Genomic DNA, 21,307 nt, shown 5'->3' with positions numbered 1-21,307 from the left:
CTGTAGTGTCTCCGCTCGTTCCTCCTTTTACCTTGTTGCTTGGCAGCCTGTCCGCTTCAGTGCGAACATTGCTGACCCGACTGCTGCACGCCACCCCAGACGTGGCGGTAGTGGGCACGGCTGCATCGGTCGGCGAGTTGCCGATGCTGGCCCGCCGGCTCCGGCCGGAAGGAGTACTGGTGTCGGAAGATCAGTTGCCCGGACTGGAGCAGCTGCAGCAACAGTTCAAGGTGCCGGTGCTACTGTATAGTGCGCAGCCGCCGCTACCAGGCATGCTGCAGGAGGTGGCCCGCCTGGGCGTATACGATTACATTGTCTCAGTACCGGCCGTGGGCACCGAATTGGCCGACTGGACCCGACTGCTCCGCCGCAAGCTACTGGCAGTCCGGCCGTACCCGGCAGTAACGGTATCTTCAGGAAGCATTCCCCAACGGGCGCGCGTGCTGCCTCTACCACCCCAGGGTATTGTGGTTATTGGAGGCTCAACCGGTGGAGCCCCAGCCGTAGAAACGCTGTTGCGCACATTGCCCCCTAATTTTCCCTGGGCAGTAGTGGTAGCGGTGCATCTGCCTGCTCACTTCACGGATAGCCTGGTTAGCCGCCTGCGGCGGGCCACCAACCTGCCCGTGGCCGCGGCGGGTAATGGCTCCCGCCTGGAGGCGGGTCATGTGCTGGTAGCTCCGGGAGGTCGCAACCTGATTGTACAGCCCGTCACGGGTAGCCCCTGGCTGGGCTGGGAAACGGCATTTGTCAGCGAAGCCAGCTTGGACGTGCCGTCTGTAGATATCCTGATGCAATCAGCAGCCCGGCTGGCGGGCCGAAGCGTGGTGGGCGTGGTACTCACCGGGCTGGGCCACGATGGCACCGTGGGAGCCCGCGCCGTTCGGCAGACGGGTGGCACCGTATTGGTGCAGGATGAGGCCACTTCTGCCGTATTCAGCATGCCCAAATCAGTAATTCAGGCCGGGCTGGCCTCCGAAGTGCATCCGCTTCCACGCCTGGGGTTAGCCCTCACAGCGCACGTGCAGCCCGTCTTGGCCAGCAGCCTGTCCCGGTCTTTCTTCCGCTCTCAACCCGTAACTGCACAATGAAGTCACGGGAGCAGGAATATCGGGAAATGTTCATGGCCGAGGCCTTGGAGTATTACGACGCCATGAGCCGCCACATCAGCGAGCTGGAGCGTAATCCTACCGATGAGCCTGCACTGAACGAGTTGTTCCGGTTCATGCACAACCTCAAGTCCAACTCCCGGGCTATGGGCTATAATGCCATCGGAGAGTTGGCTCACCATATGGAAACGATCTTCGGGCTCATCCGCAGCAAGGAGAAATCGTTCACCGGCTCGGTGGTTCCAGTACTTTTCAATGGCATTGATGCTATTGGGGAAATGATCCGGGCGGTGGGGGCTAATGAGGAAATGCCCACCATTGACCGGCTGATGGACAACCTTGACCGGTTGGTGCGCGGAGAAGAGCCCGTGCTGGAGGAGGATGAGGAAGAGGACGAGGAAGACACCGGCCGTAAGCTGGAACTCTCGGACCTTGTGTATATCCAGATCAAGAAGCTGGACCACCTGATGAACCTGGTGGGCGAGCTTATTATTGACCGGGACCGGGTACTCACGCTCAGCCAGGAAATAGGTCATCCTGCCCTGCTGACTGCCGCCACCCACCTGTCGCGTATTGCCGACGAACTGCAGTACAGCGTGATGGATGCCCGCCTGGTTGGCGTTGGGTCGTTGTTCAGCAAGTTCCCGCGGGTAGTGCGCGACGTGGCTACGGCCGAGAAAAAGGACGTGGAGTTAACCATGACCGGAGAGGATATTCAGATTGACCGGAACATCCTCCAGATCATCACTGACTCCCTGTTGCACCTGGTGCGCAACGCCATTGGGCACGGTCTCGAAACGCCCGCCGAGCGGGTAGCGGCCGGTAAGCCGGCTCAGGGTCACCTGACGCTTTCAGCCCAGACGGAGCGGGACGATGTGCTGATTCAGGTGCAGGACGACGGCCGGGGCATTAACGTAGAAAGCGTCCGCCGCAAGGCGGTGGAGCGGGGGCTGGTGGCCGCGAATGTAGCCGCCACGCTCGACGACGATGCCGTGCGGGCGTTCCTGTTTGAGCCGGGTTTCTCGATGGCGAAGGAAGTAACCGAAATTTCGGGCCGGGGCGTGGGGCTGGATGTGGTAAAGCTGGCAATTGATTCGCTGGGCGGGCAACTGCGCGTAGAATCGGTACTGGGCCAGGGGACCACCTTTACGCTGGTGCTGCCCACTTCCATTGCCGTGAAGGGGGCTTTGCTGTTTGAACTGGAGCAGCGCAACTACGCCATTCCGCTCATGCATACCGACTCGGTAGTGTCGCTGATGCCCGAGAGTTTCAACGTGGTGGGGGGCGTGCTCATCACCCGTATTCAGGAAGAGAACGTACCGGTGGTATCCTTACGGCAACTGCTGCACAACGGCGACGGGCCCTTGCCGGCCGCCGTGAAAGCCGATGTGCAGGGCCGGCAGGATATCATCATCGTTAACTACAACAACCGCCGGCTCGGCCTTGTCGTCGACCGGTTTTTGCGCCAGCAGGATATCGTGGTAAAGCCCATGAGTAAACCGCTGGATACCATTGATTTGTTTGGCGGCGTGACGCTGTTGGGTAGTGGGCAGGTGTGCCTGGTGCTCGATGTGCCCGCGTTAACACGACTGTTTTTAGCCAAACGCCCATAATTTGCGTAATTGCAGGCCTGAGTCAGCCGGTTTCGGCCGAATGCCTCTTCAACTGATTTCTATGGATTTGCACATGACGGAACTGGAGCGGGACATTATCCGCGAAATCCTGAATATCGGCCTGGCTCGGGCTGCCGATTCATTCGCGGTTATCGCCCAGGAAAAGGTGCTGCTGGAGGTACCCAATCTGGACATCGTATCCGGTAAAAGCGTGCTGGATAAGGTTAGTGACCTGCAGGCAAGCCATGTAGTTATCCAGTCTGATATCCGGGGGGATTTCAACGGCACTACGCTGATGTTCTTCTCCGGGCAGCACGTGCAGCGCCTCTCGCGGGTATGTTTGCGCATGACTACTTCCGATTCGGTGCAGATTGACGAAATGCAGGAGTCGCTGCTGCTGGAAATCAGCAACATCATTACCGGAGCACTGGTCACGCAACTGGCCAATATTCTGAAAGCCCACATCTACGGGGCCCCGCCGGCGCACCCACGCGGCGATATGGCCGCTTCCCTGCGCAATCTGCTGGTTGATCGGCCCATGGTGCAGCCGCTCATCTTCTCCGTGGTAACGCAATTCTCCGATAAGGAAAATTCGGTGGAACTGCCCCTGATGATCTTCTTTGACCGGGACACGTTCGAGAAGATTCTGGAAATCATCCGCACCTATGACTTTATGGGCGGGCAGCAGGCCAGTTCCTGATTCCCGGCACTGGCCGCAGTGCGTAACTTGCGGGCAAAATGGCCTCCGATGCTGACTATACTGCCATTCTGGTGGGGTAGTTGGCCAAGCGGAGGCCGTTGCCATTTTCGGGCCAACGGTCCGGTTTTCATTCACCCCTTATTCAATTGCAATGGCTGATTCCTCCTCTGCTTTGGAACGTAAACTTGCCAGCTTCGACCCTAATGCCTTGGGCGACACGGCCGGTGGCCTTTACGGCCTGCCCTTCACGCCCGAGGAAGCCCAGGTTGTGGTAGTGCCCGTGCCCTGGGAAGTAACTGTATCCTACCGGGCCGGTACCGCTGCCGGCCCCGAAGCTATGCGTACCGCCTCCTTGCAGGTGGACCTCTATGACCCCGACCTGCCCGAGGCCTGGCGCATGGGGCTAGCCATGGAGGAGCCCGATGAGAAAATTGCCGCCGAAAGCCACAGCCTGCGCCCCTTGGCTGAGGAATACATTGGCTGGCTGGAAGATGGAGAACCGGAAGAAACCCACGCCTCCTTCGTGGACGTGCCCACTCGCATCAACCAGCGCGGCCAGGCCTTGCTGGAATGGCTGAAACAGAAAACCGGAGCCCTGCTGGACGCCGGTAAGGGCGTGGTAGTGCTGGGTGGCGACCATAGCACTCCGCTGGGCTACCTGCACGCGCTGGCCGAGCGCCATGAGGAGTTCGGGATTCTGCAGATTGATGCGCACTGCGACCTGCGGCCGGCCTACGAGGGCTTCGAGTTTTCGCACGCTTCCATTATGTACAATGCGCTTAAACTGCCCCAAGTGAAGAAGCTGGTGCAGGTGGGCATCCGCGACTATTGCCAGCAGGAGGCCGAATACGCCGCCCAAAGCAACGGCCGCGTCACCATGTTCACCGACCGGTTTCTGCAGAATGAGATGCTGGGTGGCAAGTCCTGGAAAAAGGAGTGCAAGAAGATTGTAGCCCAGCTGCCCCAGAAGGTGTATCTGAGCTTCGATATCGACGGCCTGGACCCCAAGCTCTGCCCTGGTACCGGCACACCCGTACCCGGCGGGCTGGAATTTGAGCAGGCTCTGTATCTGATCCGGATGGTGGTACGCTCCGGTCGTACTATTATTGGCTGCGACCTGAATGAAGTAGCCCCCGGCGACACCGAGTGGAACGCCATTGTAGGCGCCCGCCTGCTGTTTCACATGGCCAACTGGATGGGCGTGTCGCAGGGCCGCCTGAAGGCACGGCCCCAGGAAAAATAGGGCTCCGCATACCCTGAAAGTACCGCAGCCACCGGGCCAGCGCGAGTATCTAGTGCTCAGCTTGCCGGGTGGCTGCTACTTTTTTGCCGCAGCTGCGTACAGTATGCAACTCCCCGAATACTGTACGTTTCTCACCTAATCTCTCCCCTTACTATGAGTTTCATTCTCAAGTTCCTGCTTTCGGCCATCATCACCTACGTGCTGGCCAGATTTCTGCCTGGGTCGCATATTGGTGGCTTCACCGATGCCGTCATCTTGGTTATTGTACTGGCTATTTTGAATGCGGTGGTAAAACCCATTCTGAAAATTATCGGCTTCCCGATTACGGTGCTCACCCTAGGCCTGTTTCTGTTTGTCATCAACGCGCTGATTGTGATGCTGGCCAGCTACCTGCTGTCGGGTTTTGAGGTAGATGGTTTCTTCTCGGCCCTGATTTTCAGCATTGTGCTTTCGCTGGTAACCTCGGTAGTGGATATGATTGTGGACTAACCGGCCCACCATCACCTACGCAACGCGCCCCGCTGTTCCGGCATTCGGAAAGGCGGGGCGCGTTGCGTTCAAGGAAGGAGGAGGTGCGAACTATCAGGCTGACAGACGCTGACGATAAAGCCGGCGGTACAGCAGCCAGCCGGCCAGTACCAGCGTGAGGGGCCACAAATAGGTGAGGGCCACTACAAAGCTGCCCAGCAGTTGCCAGCCAAAGCGCAGCCCGGCCACCAAGCGCGGAGCCAGCGGCGGCTGGGGTGCCATTTCGCCCGGCACGGGCTGGTAGTACACTAGGTTAAGAGTACCCATGGTGGCTTCTTCGGCCAGCCGCTGGTCGCGGGTGGAGAGGGGGCTGCTGGTCGTGTCCTGGGTGCGCACCTGCAGCTGCTCCGAGGTCAGGTCGCGCGACTGGATATCTTTGCGCTCTACGTAGCCCAGGCGGCCCAGCGCGAAAGTGAGGGGCAGAAACCGGGCCGAGGGTACCCGAATGGTGAGGTTCTGCGCGTGGCGGCCGTCGTCGGTGGTTTCGTGGGCTTCGGCCAGGTAGGCCCCGTGCCGGTAGAGCAGCGTATCCATCTGCAGGGTAGCGGCTTCGAAGTCGGTAACCCGCATCCGCATATCGGCCTGGTAAATTACCGGGCGGTGGGTTTGCCACAGCCGGCCCAGCGGCTCGCCCGGCAGGTTGGCGGCGGGCGGTATTACCAACGGCTTCTGTTCTGCAACGGCCACCGGGGCCTCTTTTTCTTGCTGGGCGCAGCTGCCCAGCAACAGCCCCAGCAGCGGGAGCAGTTGCCATAGTTTTTTCATCAGAATTCGGGAAGAAAGAGGATAGATGAAAAAGCTGCGCAGCTTCTGCGGGTTGATACGCGGGCCGTCAAAACGTAACCCGCAGTTAGCTTCGGGAACCGGGTTGCACCGGGGCCGTACAGCCTTTTGCCGCTCGCTACACTGCGGGCTCTACTGTATTTCATGTCCGATTCTCTATACACATCCGTGCAGATTGCCCTGGCCCACGCTTCAACCCCGGAAGCCAGTTTTGCCGAAGCTTTGCAACTGGTGGGCGAGTTTCTGCACGCCGACCGGTGCTTCCTGTACGTGCGCGACCCGGCCGTGGGGCGGGGCCGCATTGCCTTCTGCTGGCGCCGCACCCCGGCCATTCCCGACCCGCGCCACGACTGGCAGGACGACACGACCGATTTACCCCAGCAGGACCCGCTGTTTCGGGCGGCGCTGGTGGCCCGGCCCTCGGTGTACGTGGAGGACGTGGAAACCGCGCCGCCCACCGTCCTCAACCGCGCCTTCGAGCACGAAACCTTCGGCCACCGGGCCCTGATTCACGCCCACATCACCGAAAACGGCCAACTGTGGGGAATTCTGCAGCCCTGTGTGTTTGGGTTACCCCGGCCCTGGACGCCCGCCGAGCACGCCGCCGTGGAGAGCGTGCTGCCGGTGCTGCTGCCCGTTATTAAGGACTACATGCGAGTAGGGGCGGGGCAGGCGGCCTCAGACATACGGCTATAAACACGCCGACCCGGCCGCCACACTGGGCAACCGGGTCAGGGTAGCAAAGCCGGAAAGCTGCCGATTACAGCCGGCGAATCTGGGCGCCCAGGGCTTGCAGGCGCTTGTCGATGTTCTGGTAGCCGCGGTCAATCTGTTCCACGTTCTCAATCACGCTGCGGCCATCAGCTGACAGGGCGGCAATCAGCAGGGCCACGCCGGCCCGGATGTCGGGCGAAGTCATGGTGATGCCGCGCAGGCGGGTGCGCTGGTCGAGGCCGATAACGGTGGCGCGGTGCGGGTCGCAGAGAATTACCTGCGCGCCCATGTCGATGAGCTTGTCCACGAAGAACAGCCGCGACTCAAACATTTTCTGGTGAATCAGCACCGTGCCTTTGGCCTGGGTGGCTACCACCAGCACAATGCTCAGCAGATCGGGCGTGAAGCCGGGCCAGGTATGGTCGGAGATGGTGAGGATGGAGCCGTCGAGGTAGGTGGCAATTTCGTAGTGCTCCTGGGCCGGAATGTGAATGTCGTCGCCGCGGAACTCCATCTGAATGCCCAGCTTGCGGAACGTGTCGGGGATGATGCCCAGCTCTGGAATCTGACAGTCTTTGATGGTGATTTCCGAGCCCGTCATGGCCGCCAAGCCAATGAAGGAGCCGATTTCAATCATATCGGGCAGCATGCGGTGCTCGGTGCCGCCCAGGCGCTCTACACCCTCAATGGTGAGCAGGTTGGAGCCGATGCCGTTGATTTTTGCGCCCATGCGCACCAGCATCTTGCACAGCTGCTGCAGGTACGGCTCGCAGGCGGCATTGTAGATAGTGGTGGTGCCCTTGGCAAATACGGCGGCCAGCACGATGTTGGCCGTGCCCGTTACCGAGGCCTCATCCAGCATCATGTAGGTGCCGGTCAGGCCGTTTTCAGCTTTGATGCGGTAGAAGTCGGTGCCTTCGAGGGTGAGCTTGCCGCCCAGCTTTTCCAGGCCCAGGAAGTGCGTGTCCATCGGCCGGCGGCCGATTTTGTCACCGCCCGGCTTGGGCAGCTGGCAGCGCCCGAAGCGGCCCAGCATGGGGCCCAGAATCATCACCGACCCGCGCAGCGCGCCGGCCTGGGCGATGAACTCGGGCGTATCCAGGTAGTCGAGGTTCACGGCATCGGCCTGGAACCGGTAGGTATCGGAGGCCAGCTTGCCCACTTTCACCCCCATGTCGCGCAGCAGCTCAATGAGCTTGTTCACGTCGCGGATATCGGGGATGTTGGAAATCGTTACCGGCTCGTCGGTGGCCAGCACGGCGCACAGAATCTGGAGCGCTTCGTTTTTTGCGCCCTGGGGCACGATTTCACCTTTCAGCGGCTTGCCGCCAATTACTTCAAAAGAGGCCATTCTTGGAGGAGTTAGGAGCTAGGAGGTAGGAGCTAAGAAGGAATAGACGAAGAAAAGGCAATCAGACACTGACCGGCTGCATAATCTTCTAAACTCCTGGCTCCTAGCTTCTAGCTCCTGCAAAGTATAGTTACTGCGGGGGTTGCTGAGGCTCCTGACGGTTTTTCTTGCCACCCCGGCGCTGCTTATCGCGGCGGTTGTTGTTGCCCCGGCGGTCGGAGCCATTGCGGTCCGAGCGGTCGGAACGCTCCTGGCGGGGCTGGGGTACGATGAACGGTGTAGTGCGGGTACCGGCAGCCGGCTGGGCCGAAAAGTCGAACAGGTTTTGGGCATCTACCTGAGCCGGGTCCAGCGTGAGCTGCCCGCCCGATAGTTCCTTCAGGTGCTTCAGAATGGTGACATCCTTGGCGTTTTCCTTGTTGTGGGAGCGGTACAGAAACTTCATGGTGCGGCCAATGGTAATGGTGGCCTGCTCCCGCTCGGTGGGGTCTTCCAGGGTCAGTGCTTTTTCCACCAGCTGTTCCACAGCCCGGCCGTAGGCCCGGAACTTGGGTCCTTTGCTGGGGTACGCTACGCGGGCCGGGGCCTTCCGGTCGGCCTGGGCTACCAGCGGGAACGGGGAGTCCACGTCCAGCTCGCCGTCGGCCATTTCGTAGAGGTGGTTCCACACCTTCTGCTGCCCATCGGGCTGGTCGCGCAGACTGGGCTGAATGCGGAAAATCATCTGCACAATCAGCTGAGCGCGGCGGGTCCGCTCAGCGCGGTCCTCCACCTCGCGCAACTGCTGCACCAGCTGGTAGGTGCTTTGGCCGTATTCGCGCTGAAGCAGCTCGTGTTTATGGAGAGAGGGTAAAGTCATCAGAAATGGTATTCGAAGGGTCAAATATACGTCAAACCTTGCCCCGTTAGCATCTTGTGTTGGACAAGACCCAGCCGGGCAAGGTTCGGAAGAGAAAATGAGGGCGCTGCACGCACGGCAGGGGCCCGGCTAAAAGTACGGGAAAAGCCGCAGGAAACGGGCTACCTCGTTTTCCCTTACGGCTTAGTGCACCCGCAGTTTGGCAAAACTCAGCAGCAGGGTTTTTTCGCCCACTTCTTCAAACTGGATAATGGCCTTCGTGGAGCCCTGCACGGTTTCCAGCTTGCTCACGGTGCCAAAACCAAATTTGGGATGCTCCACGCGCTGGCCTTCCTGCAGGTTGCTGGTGTCGGAGGGCTTGAAGTCGGAAGGAGCAACGTATTTGGTAGCGGCCGTTTTGCGCGGGGCGGGGGGAACCAGATTGCTGCGGCGCTCAAACACGTGCCCGAACGGCGACTCACCCGGTCCGGCGCGGTCGGGTCCGGGGCCGGCGGAGTACTTGAAATCTACAAACCGCGGGTCTATCTCGTCGAGAAAACGGCTTTTTTCGCAGCTACGCAGGTTGCCCCACTGGTAGCGGGAGGTGGCGTAGCTCAGGGTGAGCTTTTTCTCGGCCCGGGTGATGGCCACGTAAAACAACCGGCGTTCTTCCTCCAGGTCGGCCCGGGAAGTAATCATCATCTGGCTCGGGAACAGATTTTCCTCCATGCCCACGATGTACACGTTGCGGAATTCCAGGCCCTTGGCCGAGTGAATCGTCATCATCGTCACCTGCTCACCCTCGGCCTGGGCATCCTTGGTGTCGGCGTCCGTTACCAAAGCAATATCCTGCAGGAAGGCACTCAGCGTTTTCTCCTCCCGCTCGGGGTCTTCCACGAAGGCCTTCACGCCGTTGAGCAGTTCCTGAATGTTCTCGTAGCGCGAGAGGCCCTCAATGCTCTTATCAGCATACAGCTCCTCAATCATGCCCGAGTTCTTGGCAATGAATTTGGCCGCCTCAAAGGCATCATCCTTGGCCGCCACGGCGGTGTAGGCCTTGATTTTTTCGGCGAAGTCGACGATGGGGTTGGCCGTGCGGGTAGGCAGAAACTTATCGGCATTGCTGACCACCTCCCAGATGGTGTGGTTGGTCTCGTCGGCCGTCGAAATCAGCTTGGCCAGCGTGGTGTCGCCAATGCCACGCTTGGGGTAGTTAATCACGCGGCGCAGGGCCTGCTCGTCGTTGGGGTTGACGGTGAGGCGCAGGTAGGCCACCAGGTCCTTGATTTCCTTGCGCTGGTAGAAGCTCAGGCCGCCCACAATCTTGTACCGGATATTGAGCTTGCGCAACGATTCTTCCATGGCCCGGCTCTGGGCATTGGTGCGGTACAGGATGGCAAAGTCGTCGTACGACAAGTGCTGGTTCATCTTGTCCTCGTAGATGCTCTGGGCCACCAGCTTACCTTCCTCGTTATCGGAGGCGGCCTTCAGTACCTCAATCAGCGGGCCTTCCTCGTTGTCTGAGAATACGTCTTTGCGCAGCTGGGCCTGGTTGTTCTTGATAACCGAATTGGCCGCCCACACGATGTTCTTGGTGGAGCGGTAGTTCTGCTCCAGCTTGAACACCTGCAGCTCGGGGTAATCCTTCTCGAAGTTGAGAATATTCTGAATATCAGCGCCCCGGAAGGCGTAGATGCTCTGCGCGTCGTCGCCCACCACGCAGATGTTGCGCTCCTTGGCGGCCAGCTTGCGGGCAATCAGGTACTGGGAGTAGTTGGTGTCCTGGTACTCGTCCACCATCACGTACCGGAACATGTTCTGGTACTTGTTCAGCACGTCGGGGTGGTCCTTGAACAGCACGTTGGTCTGGTAGAGCAGGTCGTCGAAGTCCATGGCCCCGGCCTTGAAGCAGCGGTTGGCGTATTGCTGGTAAATCACGCCCAGCTTGGGCCGCAGCGCCGCCTCATCATCCTGCCGAATTACGGGGTCGTTGAGGTACTGCTGCACCGAAATCAGCTTGTTTTTGGCCGCCGAAATCCGGCCCAGCACCATGTTGGGCTTGTAGAGCTTATCATCCAGCTCCAGTTCCTTCAGAATCTGCCCGATGAGGGTTTTGCTGTCCTGGGTGTCGTAGATGGTAAAGGAGCGGGGGTAGCCGATTTTATCGGCCTCGGAGCGCAGAATGCGGGCAAAAATGCTGTGGAAAGTGCCCATCCACAGGTTTTTGGCCTCGGGGCCGACTACCTTCTCAATCCGGGCGCGCATCTCCTTGGCGGCCTTGTTAGTGAAGGTGAGGGCCAGGATATTGAATGGGTTTACCTGCTTCTCCAGCAGGTGGGCAATGCGGTAGGTGAGTACCCGGGTTTTGCCCGAGCCCGCGCCGGCTATAATCATGCAGGGGCCTTCGGTGTGCAGCACCGCCGCGGCCTGCGAGGGGTTCAGTAACGAGTGATAATCGAGTCCCATGCGTAATCAGTCAGAATCGGAAACTAAGCTTTTTGGCTTGTTAGCAAAGGTAAGGCTTTGGGGTGGGGGAAGGAAATATGAGCAGGGAGAGTTAAGTTGACTCCGGTATTTATCCTTACTCCCCGCATGACCTCAGCCGACGAACTATCCTGGAACAACCCCATCACCCGCGGATTCGTTGCCACCGCCGCGTATTATGCGCTGGGGCTGGGTACGAGCTACGGGCTGGCCCAGCGCATGCCCCTCGCGGATATGTGCAACCCCGGGACCCCGTTGCTGGTTGGGGTGGGGTAGTGGTTCTGGGGCTACTGATGACCTTTCTTACCTTGGGCATACTGCTCTTTAGCAACCGGTACCAGCAGCAGGCTACGGGCAGCCTGTTCGACCACGTGGTCTGCATAAGCGTTTTTATTGGGTTTGTCGCCTTGGAAGCAATGCAGAAAGGATAGGATAGGGCCGGCCCGTATCTTCGCGCCATGAACCCTGCCACTTCGCCCGCCGCCGTGTTTCCGCTGTCCATTTTGTGCCTGTCGGATAGCTGGGGCGGGCTGGAGCTGAACACGGCCCGGTTTGCCGGCTGGATGCAGCAGCGGGGCTGGCCGGTGCAGGTCGTCGCCCGCGTCGGCTCCCCGCTGGCCGCCCGCGCCGCCGAGCTGGGCCTGCCCGTAGTGCCCTTTGAGAACCGCTGGAAAGCGTTGGACGTGCCCGCCGCCCGCCGGCTGGCCGGGGTGTGGACGCAGTTCGGCACCCGGGCCGTACTCATCACCCGCAACGCTGACCTGGGCGTGGCCGTGCTAGGCAAACGGCTGTTCAGCCCCGGTATGCCGCTGGTGTACCAGCAGCACATGCAGCTGGGGCTGGCCAAGCGTGGGCTGGTGCACACGTTGCGCTACAATGCCCTGGCGGCCTGGCTTTCACCGCTGCCCGGTCTGGCCCGGCAGGTGCTGGAAAAAACCCGGCTGGCTCCCGAAAAGCTGCACGTGGTGCCGCTGGGCGTGGAGCTGGACAAGTTCACGGATGCGCAGTTGACCACCGCCGAGGCCCGCCGCCGGCTGCAGCTGGTGCTGCCCGCGGGGGCCGTGCTGCTGGGCCTCATCGGGCGGTTTGACGACGGCAAGGGCCAGGATTTTGTGGTGGAGGCGCTGGCTCGGCTGCGGCCCCGGTTCCCGCAGCTGCACCTGCTGCTGGTGGGCGAGCCGACCCGCAACGAGGGCACCGCCTACTACGACAACCTGCTGCAGCGCATTGAGGCGCTGGACCTCCGCGACGCAGTGCACCTGCGCGGCTTCACACCCCGGCCCGAAGTAGCCTACCGCGCCCTGGATATTTCGGTAACCGCCTCCGTCAACGAAACCTACGGTATGGTCACTATCGAGGCCCTGGCTGCCGGGCGGCCGGTGGTGGGCGCGGCGGCCGGTGGTACCCGCGAGTTGCTCGATGACAACCGTACCGGCCTGCTGTTCGAGCTGCGCAACCTTGATTCGTTTGCGGCCTGCATTGGGCGGCTGCTCACCGAGCCGGGGCTGGCCGAGCAGCTGGGGGCTGCGGGGCAGGCCGAGGCTCTGGCTACGTACTCGCACCACCGTCAGTGCGAGCTGACGGAGCAAGTGCTGCGGACAGTGGCGGGGTAATTCGGTATCTTTGCGGTCGGGTTTCGCGCAGTGGTGCGCAGTGGAAGGCGCAGTGTCTCGCAGTGAACGGCCACCGCGAAACCCTGCGTACCCCACCCCGAGACACTGCGAGAGAAAACGCCATGATTCAGATTCAGCACACCCTCATTTCCGACGACGTTCGGGAGAATTTCTTCGTTTGTAACCTCGAAGCCTGCAAGGGTGCCTGCTGCGTGGAGGGCGACCTGGGCGCGCCCCTGGAGGAAGAGGAGCTGCAGATTCTGCAGCAGGAGTACGAGGCCATCAAGCCCTTCCTCACCGAGGCCGGTCGTCAGGCCATCGAGCAGCATGGCCTCTATATCAAAGACTGGGAAGGCGACTACAGCACCACCACCATCAACGACCGGGAGTGCGCCTACGCCCTCTACGACGAGAAAGGCATCCTGAAATGCGGTATCGAGGATGCTTGGCGGGCCGGGGCTACCTCGTTCAAAAAGCCCATCAGCTGCCACCTGTACCCCATCCGCGTGACCAAGTACGACGGCTTCGAGGCCCTGAACTACGACCGGTGGAGCATCTGCTCGCCCGCGTGCTCCTTCGGGGCCAACCTGGGTGTGCGCGTGTATCAGTTTCTGAAAGACCCCCTCATCCGCAAGTACGGCGAGGCGTGGTACCAGGAGCTGGTGACGGAGATTGAGAAAGAGGAGCAGGGCGGGGAAGCTGCCGGATAAAAAATCAAACGGATTCAACTTAAAAGGCCGGCTGTACAGCCGGCCTTTTTACATGCCGCCTTACCTCATGGCACAGCTGCATTTTACCAGAAGACTGAGTGATAACCTCTTGCAGCAGACGCTGCAAATGGCTCTGCCGCAGCTACGGGTATTCCCCTGGGCGCTGCTGCTGGGGGAGGAGCCGATGGAGTTTAATTCGGGCAATCCGGCGCACGTTTTCTTCGAGGTTACGGAGTCCGGAATTCCGCACTACACCCAGCAGCTCAACCTCTACCGCACGCCCGAATCGGATTGGGAGGAACGGGCGCTGTGGCTGGGCCAGCTGCTGTCGGTGAGCTGTAACGTTGAGGTGCTGGTGCCCTTCACGCATCCGGAAAAGCCAGACAACCCCTTCTACAACATCGTATTTCGGAACGGCGAAAGTTACCTGGCCGACGACAGCCAAACGGAGTTTGGGGAGCCTGACGCCAAGCCGGTACGGGTGCTGGGGCCCTACATCCTGCCGCCAGTGCAGTTTGACGGTGCCGGAAACCGGCGGTAGCACTGCGGGCACACAAAAAAGGGCCAGCCAACCGGCCGGCCCCTTTTCGGGATTCACTCACATGTGAGAAGGTGGTGGCTAGTTCTGCCACGTTTCGGTGCGCGTCTGGCTGGTGCCGCTGGGCGTGAAGGTGCGGTTGGAGCCGCCTTCGTAGAGCACGTTGCCGGCCGCATCCTTGCGGATGTACTTGTACTGCACGCTGGTGCCGCTGGTCAGGTTGATGGTGCCTTTCCACACAGGGTAGGAGGCACCGCTGAGCTTGATGGCATTGGCCGTGTTCCAGGCCCCCAGCTGAGCGGTATTACCCAGCACGTACACATCCTGCCCCGATACCGTGCCGCTGTACGTTACGTTGAACGATACGGCCGTGGTGCCGCCGGTGGGGGGCGGCGTGGTGGTGGTGCCACCGGGCACCCATACCGCATAGCTGCGGCTGTTCACCGGGAATACGCCGGTACCGTTGGCATCGGTGGTTACCGTGCCGCCGGTGTTACCGGTTTTGTCGGTGAGCGTGGCGCTCTTAAAGGGTGTGGTAATGGTTTTGGTGCGGGCTGAGCCGCCGTCATTCAGTAGCATCAGCAACCCCTTGTGCGAGGCGTCGCCGGCGCGGGAGTAGGCATACACGTCGGCGTCGTTGGCGCTGGTGTACTCCGAGGCGGCACCGTAGGCGTTGGCCTGGCGGATGCCGATGAGAGTTTTGATCTGGTTGCCGAGGCCGTAGTTGTAGTAGTCCTTATAGAACACGCAGGGGTAGCCGTTGGCGCGGGTCAGGATGTAGGCGTAAGCCAGCATCTTGAGGTTGGTAACGGGCGAGTACAAGGCGCCGGGGTGGTCGGTATCGTGGTTATCCACGAAGCTCACCGATAGCGTGGGGTTGCTCTCCGTGAAGCCCGCAAACTGCAGCCCGCGCATATCCCAGCTGCCGTTACCACTGCTCATGTCCTGGAAGGTGTAGTGCAGCGGCACATCAAACAGGCTGGTGCGCCCGCCCGTGGCGGCGGCGTAGTTCTTCAGGTCCTGCAGGTTGCGGAACCAGGCCTCCGATACGGCAAAGCGGCCATTGGTTTTCACCGCGTCCAGCCACTGGTTTACGTAGGGGGTGTAAATGTGCTTGGTGGCATCGAGGCGGTAGCCGTCGAGGCTCATCTTGGTGGTAATCCAGTTGCCCCAGTTGATGGTTTCGGTCTGGTTGGCCGCGTTGTTGTTATACTGGATTTCCGAGCCCAGCAGGTTGTCGTAGGCGTCGTTGTTGGCGTAGGGCTGGAAATCCCAGCTTTTCCACTGATACCAGCCGTTGTTGGGAGCCTGCTGCGTACCGGTGAAGTTGTTGAAACCCCACTTGTAACTGCTGTATGTGTTGCCGCGGCCGGGAAAGTTGAACTTGGTGTACACCAGGTTGCCGTTCACGTTTTCCTGTGCATCGGCCCAGGCCATATGGTTCATCACCATATCCTCGTACACCTGAATGCCCTGGCCCTTCAGAGCGCTGATGGCCGTCTGCAGCTGCCCAACGGTGCCGTAGCGCGTAGCCACGGTGCCCTTTTGGTTGAACTCGCCCAGGTCGTAACGGTCGTACACGCCGTAGCCCACGTCGCTCTGGCTGCCGCCTTTGTAGGCCGGGGGCAGCCACAAAGCTGTAATACCGGCCGCTTTCAGCTCTGAGGCTTTGGAGCCCAGCACCTGCCACCAGGTGCCCTGCGTGTTGCTGATGGGCACATCCCAGTAAAAGGCCTGCATCATTACCCCGTTGGTTACCACAGCGTGCTGGCCGGAAGAGGTTGCCTGGGGCACGGCCGTCGCCGCGGGCTGCAGCTCTTCCTTGCTACACGAAGACAACAGGGATCCTGCCGCCAGCAGCCCCGATAGGGCTGCGGTCAGTTTTGCTTTCATAAAGTGGGTGTTTTGGTTAGTGGAAGTAGAACAGTGCAAGTATAGGGCAGCGAAGACGGGATTGTGCAATTATAGGTAGGTACACAGGCTAGATTTAGTGAGTGGTTACTAACCTATAATTAATCGTTTTTCTGCCTATAAATGATGTTCAGTTAACTTTAACGATACAATTTCAACTTGTTTATTTATAAGTAATGTCCTATTAGCTAAGTGTGGTGCCTGATTAACAAGCTGGGGCAGTGTAAAATTTTGGTATAAACGAAAACAGGTCTGACCCCGGAAGGGCCAGACCTGTGAAACTAGGCGAAAATCGGCGGCTTACAAATCCGAAAAATCGAAGGACGATTCCAGGAATTTTGTAGTAAAATTACCGGCTTTAAAATCCGCGTTGTCCATCAGCTTCAGGTGGAAGGGGATGGTAGTTTTTACGCCTTCCACCACAAACTCGCTCAGCGCGCGCTTCATCTTCACGATGCACTCTTCCCGGGTTTGAGCCACGGTGATGAGCTTGGCAATCATGGAGTCGTAGTTCGGCGGAATCTGGTAGCCCGCGTACACGTGGGTATCCACGCGCACCCCGTGGCCGCCCGGAATGTGCAGCACCGTAATCTTACCCGGCGAAGGGCGGAAATCCTTGGAAGGATCCTCGGCGTTAATGCGACACTCCATGGCGTGCATTTTGGGCGAGTAGTTGTTGCCCGAAATCGGGATGCCGGCCGCTACTTTGATCTGCTCCTTGATCAGGTCGTAGTTAATTACCTCTTCCGTCACGGGGTGCTCCACCTGAATGCGGGTGTTCATCTCCATGAAGTAGAAGTTGCGGTCCTTGTCCACCAGGAACTCAATAGTACCCACGCCTTCGTAGCCAATGGCCGCAGCCCCGGCAATGGCGGCGGCACCCATCCGCTCACGCAGCTCCTCCGTCATGAACGGCGAAGGGGCTTCCTCCACCAGCTTCTGGTGGCGGCGCTGAATGCTGCAGTCGCGCTCCGAAAGGTGGCACACGTGACCAAACTGGTCACCGCACACCTGAATTTCGATGTGGCGGGGCTCCACCACAAATTTCTCCAGGTACATGCCGTCGTTACCAAAGGCCGCTTTCGATTCGGTGCGGGCGTCGTTCCAGGCTTTCTCAAACTCGTCTTCGGAGTTGATGATGCGCATGCCGCGCCCACCGCCTCCGGCCGTAGCTTTCAGAATTACCGGATACTTGATTTTGGCGGCAATCTTCTTGCCCTGCTCCACCGATTCGAGCAAGCCCACCGAACCCGGAATGCAGGGTACGCCGGCCTCAATCATGGTAGCTTTGGCCGAAGCTTTGTCGCCCATGCGGTTGATCATATCGGGCGAGGCCCCGATGAACTTGATGCCGTTTTCCTGGCACACGCGCGAGAATTCGGCGTTTTCGCTCAGGAAGCCGTAGCCGGGGTGAATGGCGTCGGCGTTGGTGATTTCGGCGGCGGCAATCAGGGTAGGAATGCTCAGGTAGCTCTCCCGCGACGGAGCCGGCCCAATGCACACGGCCTCATCGGCAAAGCGCACGTGCAGGCTTTCCTTGTCGGCCGTGGAGTACACGGCCACCGTCTTGATGCCCATTTCCTTGCAGGTCCGAATCACGCGCAGCGCAATTTCGCCCCGGTTGGCAATCAGTATTTTTTTGAACACAGTTTCTTGAATTATGAGTTATGAGTTATGAGTTATGAAATGAGAAATCAGGATGGTTGTAAACCAGCGGCGAATTCATCATTCATCATTCATCATTCATAATTCCAAAAATTACATTGGCTCAATCAGGAACAGGGGCTGGTCGTACTCCACGGGGGAGGCATTTTCCACCATCGCCTTCACCACGCGGCCACTCTGTTCCGCTTCAATTTCGTTGAACAGCTTCATGGCTTCGATGATGCAGATGACCTGACCTTTCTCCACCAAGTCGCCCACCTGCACGAAGGCCGGCGTTTCGGGGCTGCTGCTGCGGTAGAAGGTGCCAATCATGGGCGACTTCAGGGCTACGTGGCTGGCGCTGGCCGCTTCAGCGGCGGGGGCTGCCGGAGCCGCGGCCGGAGCCGGGGCGGCCGCGGGAGCCGCGGCCGGAGCCGGAGCCGCGGCCGGAGCAGGAGCGGCGGCCGGCATAGCAACCCCGGAGGTTACCACTTTGGTGTTGGGCTCACGCTGCACCGAAATCTTGAACTCCTCGGTTTCGATGTTGACTTTGTTCAGACCCGACTTGGCAATGAAGTCGATCAGGTCCTGCAGTTCTTTGGCTTTCATGGCGGTGGGAGAGGGCTTGGTGGGCTGCTTATTTGACTCTTTCGACATAGGAGTAGTCGCTGGTTTTGATGCGGATTTTAGTATCGGTATCAATGAACAGCGGCACCTGAATCCGAGCACCCGTTTCCACAATGGCGGGCTTCAGCGTGTTGGTGGCGGTGTCGCCTTTCAGGCCGGGCTCGGTGTAGGTTACGACCAGCTCCACGGTGGTGGGCAGCTCGGCCGTGAGGGGCTGCTCGGTTTCGGCGTGGAACAGGATAGTAACAACCTGGCCTTCCTTCATAATGTCGGCAAAAGGAACCATAGCCTCGGGCAGCACTACCTGCTCAAAGGTTTCGTTGTCCATGAAGGTGTAGCCGTAGTCGTCCTTGTACAGGTACTGGTGCGGGCGCTGCTCCACGCGGGCAGTTTCCACTTTCACGCCGGCATTGAACGTGTTATCGATAACCCGGCCGGTTTTGATGTTGCGGAGCTTGGTGCGCACGAAAGCCGGGCCTTTGCCGGGTTTCACGTGCTGGAACTCAGTAATTACGTGCAACTCGCCGTTGTAATTCAGAACGAGCCCGTTGCGGAAATCTGCAGTGGTGGCCATGGAGAGGGAATTGAGAGAAAGTAGCCGCGGAAACCCGATAGGATAGCCGGGGGCTTCAACAATCAGAAGATGAGTAACTAGGGTGGAAACGCAACGTGCCGTCCCGGAAAACTGGCGGGGCGGCACGTCGGGAGTGCAAGTATAGGAGGTTTTCCGTTTTCGCGCCGCGTCAGCTTATGCTGCGGAGGGGTCGGGGGTGGGGTCGTAGGCCCATTTCAGGTACAAAGAGCCCCAGGTGAAGCCGCCACCAAAGGCCGCAATAATCAGGTTGTCGCCTTTGCGGAGCTGCTGCTCGTAATCGGAAAGGCACAGCGGAATGGTGCCGTTGGTGGTGTTGCCGTACTTATGAATATTCAGCATCACCTTTTCCGGGCCAATGCCCACGCGGTTAGCCGTGGCATCAATAATGCGCTTATTGGCCTGATGGGGCACCAGCCAGTCAATGGTTTCAGCGTTCAGGCCGTTCCGATCCGCTACCTGGGCAGCCACATCAGCCATATTTTTCACGGCGAACTTGAACACGGCGGAGCCTTCCTGATACACGTAATGCTCCCGGTTGACTACGGTATCGGCCGAAGGCGGGCGGCGTGAGCCCCCGGCTTTCTGGTGCAGGTACTGCTCGCCATTGCCGTCGGAATGCAGCTCCTGGTCCAGCAGGCCCAGCCCTTCGGTGTTGGGTTCCAGCAGCACGGCGCCGGCACCGTCGCCGAAGATGATGCACGTGGAGCGGTCCGTGTAGTCGATAATGCTCGACATTTTATCGGCCCCGACGACCACTACTTTCTTGTAGGCACCGGTAGCAATAAACTGAGAACCGGTAGCCAGGGCATACATAAAGCCCGAGCAGGCGGCCTGCATATCGAAGCTGAATGCCTTGGTAGCCCCTACCGCCGCCGAAATGATATTGGCCGTGGCCGGAAATACCAAATCAGGGGTAGTGGTGGCGCAGATGAGCAGGTCAATGTCCTCGGCTTTGTTGCCGGTTTTGGCCAGCAGCTGCTCCACGGCCTTGATGCCCATCACGGAGGTGCCCTGGTTCTCGCCCTTCAGAATATGACGCTCCTTAATTCCGGTTCGGCTCATGATCCACTCGTCGGTGGTGTCCACCAGGGTTTCGAGCTCTTGATTGGTAAGCACGTAGTCGGGCACGTAGGCACCCACTCCGGTAATGGCAGCGGTAATCTTCATCAGCGAATTGGGAAACAGCAGATGCGGCAAAGGAAAAGTCCGGCGCGGCGGCCGGACTTACAGTCGCTCTTAGGACTTGAAGGTGTTTTTTATCTGATCGGCAATACCGGAGCTGGCCATTTGGTAGCCTTGCAGCAGCATGTTGCAGATGGCAGTGGGCGTGCTCACGCCGTGGCCAATGATGGCGTTATCGTTGATGCCGAGAATGGGCGAGCCACCCACGGCTTCGTAGTTGAACTTGTCGAGGAAGGGGTCGTGAATATTCTTCTCGGCAATGATATCATACACCGATTCGGCCATTTTCAGCACCACGTTGCCCGTAAATCCGTCGCACACAATTACGTCGGCCTTGTCGTTGAACAGGTCGCGGCCCTCAATATTGCCGATGAAGTGCAGATGGGGATTTACTTTCAGCAGCTGGTGCGCGGCCTGGGTAATGGCAGTGCCTTTGCCTTCTTCCTCGCCCAGGTTCATGAGGCCTACTTTGGGCTTCTCAATACCGAGCACGTACTGGGCATACAAGGAGCCTAACTCACCGAACTGCTCCAGCATTTCGGGCTTGCACTCAGCGTTGGCCCCCACATCCAGCATAATGCCCATTCCGCCGTGCAGCTTCGGAACGAAGTTGGCAATGGCGGGGCGCATCACGCCCGGTACGGCTTTCACGCTGAACATAGCGCCTACCAGCATAGCCCCGGTATTACCGGCCGAGCAAAACGCCTCTACCTCACCGGTAGCCAGCATTTTATACCCTACGGCAATACTAGAGTCCTGTTTTTGCTGATACGCTTTGGCCGGATGCTCCCCCATCTCAATGATCTGGGAAGCGGGAACAAGCTGGAGGTCGGCAGCCGCCGCGCCGTGCTGCTCCAGCAGCGGACGAACGGCATCTTCCTGGCCAATGAGCACTATCTGGGCCTTACCGGCCAGCGCTTGGGCGGCCAGCACGGCCCCATCGACGGCGGCCTGAGGAGCAAAATCGCCCCCCATTGCGTCCAGGGCTATCTTCATGAACGGAAAATCAAAGAGGTCCGGGAGAGAAACCTCGGGCCGCAGCTCACCGCCCGGCCCCGCACGGCTGCATCAGCAACAAGCACGGGAAGCCGGGCGGCGGTAGTGGCTGCGGAGCCGCGAGGCAA

At 59.6% G+C, this 21,307-nt stretch carries 20 protein-coding genes; 10 read left to right on the top strand and 10 right to left on the bottom strand.

The window, feature by feature from the left end; genetic code table 11:
• Window positions 1–68 precede the first annotated feature (68 nt).
• The 5 genes from ACN19L_RS04515 to ACN19L_RS04495 all read left to right on the top strand — a co-directional run bounded on the left by ACN19L_RS04515 (window position 69) and on the right by ACN19L_RS04495 (window position 5,154).
• Complete coding sequence (locus ACN19L_RS04515; protein WP_426492348.1) at window positions 69–1,091, top strand: chemotaxis protein CheB; 1,023 nt, start codon at window positions 69–71, stop codon at window positions 1,089–1,091.
• A complete protein-coding gene (locus ACN19L_RS04510) occupies window positions 1,088–2,722 on the top strand; it encodes a chemotaxis protein CheA (RefSeq protein WP_426492347.1) in 1,635 nt (544 codons plus the stop codon). Before ACN19L_RS04515 ends, ACN19L_RS04510 begins: the two co-directional genes overlap by 4 nt.
• Before the next feature lie 61 nt (window positions 2,723–2,783).
• Window positions 2,784–3,422, top strand: coding sequence for a chemotaxis protein CheC (locus tag ACN19L_RS04505; RefSeq protein ID WP_426492346.1), 639 nt, complete (start codon window positions 2,784–2,786; stop codon window positions 3,420–3,422).
• A gap of 151 nt (window positions 3,423–3,573) precedes the next feature.
• Window positions 3,574–4,665, top strand: a complete 1,092-nt coding sequence (gene speB, locus ACN19L_RS04500) for an agmatinase (protein ID WP_426492345.1) — start codon at window positions 3,574–3,576, stop codon at window positions 4,663–4,665.
• A 153-nt stretch (window positions 4,666–4,818) separates the two neighbouring features.
• The gene (locus tag ACN19L_RS04495) at window positions 4,819–5,154 is read left to right on the top strand and encodes a phage holin family protein (protein ID WP_426492344.1); all 336 of its coding nucleotides are present in this window, start codon (window positions 4,819–4,821) and stop codon (window positions 5,152–5,154) included.
• Window positions 5,155–5,247: 93 nt separating this feature from the next.
• Here ACN19L_RS04495 and ACN19L_RS04490 read toward each other — a convergent pair whose 3' ends face one another.
• Window positions 5,248–5,958: a DUF4349 domain-containing protein gene (locus ACN19L_RS04490; RefSeq protein ID WP_426492343.1), complete on the bottom strand. Its 711-nt coding sequence runs from the start codon at window positions 5,956–5,958 to the stop codon at window positions 5,248–5,250.
• Between the two features lie 162 nt (window positions 5,959–6,120).
• On the opposite strand from ACN19L_RS04490, the gene ACN19L_RS04485 reads away from it, so the two are divergent.
• The gene (locus tag ACN19L_RS04485; protein WP_426492342.1) at window positions 6,121–6,672 is read left to right on the top strand and encodes a GAF domain-containing protein; all 552 of its coding nucleotides are present in this window, start codon (window positions 6,121–6,123) and stop codon (window positions 6,670–6,672) included.
• A 64-nt stretch (window positions 6,673–6,736) separates the two neighbouring features.
• On the opposite strand, the gene murA is transcribed toward ACN19L_RS04485, so the two are convergent.
• The 3 genes from murA to ACN19L_RS04470 form a co-directional block, all read right to left on the bottom strand.
• Window positions 6,737–8,041, bottom strand: a complete 1,305-nt coding sequence (gene murA / locus ACN19L_RS04480) for a UDP-N-acetylglucosamine 1-carboxyvinyltransferase (protein WP_426492341.1) — start codon at window positions 8,039–8,041, stop codon at window positions 6,737–6,739.
• 130 nt (window positions 8,042–8,171) lie between these two features.
• Entirely contained in the window at window positions 8,172–8,900 is a 729-nt protein-coding gene (locus ACN19L_RS04475; RefSeq protein WP_426492340.1) for a DUF4290 domain-containing protein, read from the bottom strand.
• A gap of 183 nt (window positions 8,901–9,083) precedes the next feature.
• The gene (locus tag ACN19L_RS04470; protein ID WP_426492339.1) at window positions 9,084–11,345 is read right to left on the bottom strand and encodes an ATP-dependent helicase; all 2,262 of its coding nucleotides are present in this window, start codon (window positions 11,343–11,345) and stop codon (window positions 9,084–9,086) included.
• 126 nt (window positions 11,346–11,471) lie between these two features.
• Between ACN19L_RS04470 and ACN19L_RS04465 the strand changes: the two genes are divergently transcribed.
• The 4 genes from ACN19L_RS04465 (at window position 11,472) to ACN19L_RS04450 (ending at window position 14,227) form a co-directional block, all read left to right on the top strand.
• Window positions 11,472–11,639, top strand: coding sequence for a hypothetical protein (locus tag ACN19L_RS04465; protein WP_426492338.1), 168 nt, complete (start codon window positions 11,472–11,474; stop codon window positions 11,637–11,639).
• A 182-nt stretch (window positions 11,640–11,821) separates the two neighbouring features.
• Complete coding sequence (locus ACN19L_RS04460) at window positions 11,822–12,976, top strand: glycosyltransferase family 4 protein (protein WP_426492337.1); 1,155 nt, start codon at window positions 11,822–11,824, stop codon at window positions 12,974–12,976.
• Between the two features lie 122 nt (window positions 12,977–13,098).
• Window positions 13,099–13,686, top strand: a complete 588-nt coding sequence (locus ACN19L_RS04455) for a DUF3109 family protein (protein ID WP_426492336.1) — start codon at window positions 13,099–13,101, stop codon at window positions 13,684–13,686.
• A gap of 67 nt (window positions 13,687–13,753) precedes the next feature.
• A complete protein-coding gene (locus ACN19L_RS04450; RefSeq protein ID WP_426492335.1) occupies window positions 13,754–14,227 on the top strand; it encodes a hypothetical protein in 474 nt (157 codons plus the stop codon).
• A gap of 78 nt (window positions 14,228–14,305) precedes the next feature.
• Here the strand turns inward: ACN19L_RS04450 and ACN19L_RS04445 are convergent, their stop codons facing one another.
• The 6 genes from ACN19L_RS04445 to plsX all read right to left on the bottom strand — a co-directional run bounded on the left by ACN19L_RS04445 (window position 14,306) and on the right by plsX (window position 21,179).
• Window positions 14,306–16,117 (bottom strand): alpha-amylase, encoded by a 1,812-nt coding sequence (locus tag ACN19L_RS04445; RefSeq protein ID WP_426492334.1) that lies wholly within the window; start codon window positions 16,115–16,117, stop codon window positions 14,306–14,308.
• Window positions 16,118–16,435: 318 nt separating this feature from the next.
• Window positions 16,436–17,782 (bottom strand): acetyl-CoA carboxylase biotin carboxylase subunit, encoded by a 1,347-nt coding sequence (gene accC, locus ACN19L_RS04440; RefSeq protein ID WP_426492333.1) that lies wholly within the window; start codon window positions 17,780–17,782, stop codon window positions 16,436–16,438.
• Between the two features lie 111 nt (window positions 17,783–17,893).
• A complete protein-coding gene (accB, locus tag ACN19L_RS04435) occupies window positions 17,894–18,388 on the bottom strand; it encodes an acetyl-CoA carboxylase biotin carboxyl carrier protein (RefSeq protein WP_426492332.1) in 495 nt (164 codons plus the stop codon).
• A gap of 28 nt (window positions 18,389–18,416) precedes the next feature.
• Window positions 18,417–18,980: an elongation factor P gene (efp, locus tag ACN19L_RS04430; RefSeq protein ID WP_426492331.1), complete on the bottom strand. Its 564-nt coding sequence runs from the start codon at window positions 18,978–18,980 to the stop codon at window positions 18,417–18,419.
• Window positions 18,981–19,154: 174 nt separating this feature from the next.
• Entirely contained in the window at window positions 19,155–20,168 is a 1,014-nt protein-coding gene (locus ACN19L_RS04425; RefSeq protein WP_426492330.1) for a beta-ketoacyl-ACP synthase III, read from the bottom strand.
• A 69-nt stretch (window positions 20,169–20,237) separates the two neighbouring features.
• Window positions 20,238–21,179 (bottom strand): phosphate acyltransferase PlsX, encoded by a 942-nt coding sequence (plsX, locus tag ACN19L_RS04420; protein WP_426492329.1) that lies wholly within the window; start codon window positions 21,177–21,179, stop codon window positions 20,238–20,240.
• Window positions 21,180–21,307 lie beyond the last annotated feature (128 nt).

The organism is Hymenobacter sp. 102 (assembly GCF_049949205.1).
Taxonomy (GTDB): domain Bacteria; phylum Bacteroidota; class Bacteroidia; order Cytophagales; family Hymenobacteraceae; genus Hymenobacter.
Note: the sequence above shows the minus strand (reverse complement) of the source record. Positions and strands in the feature narration are given on the sequence as shown.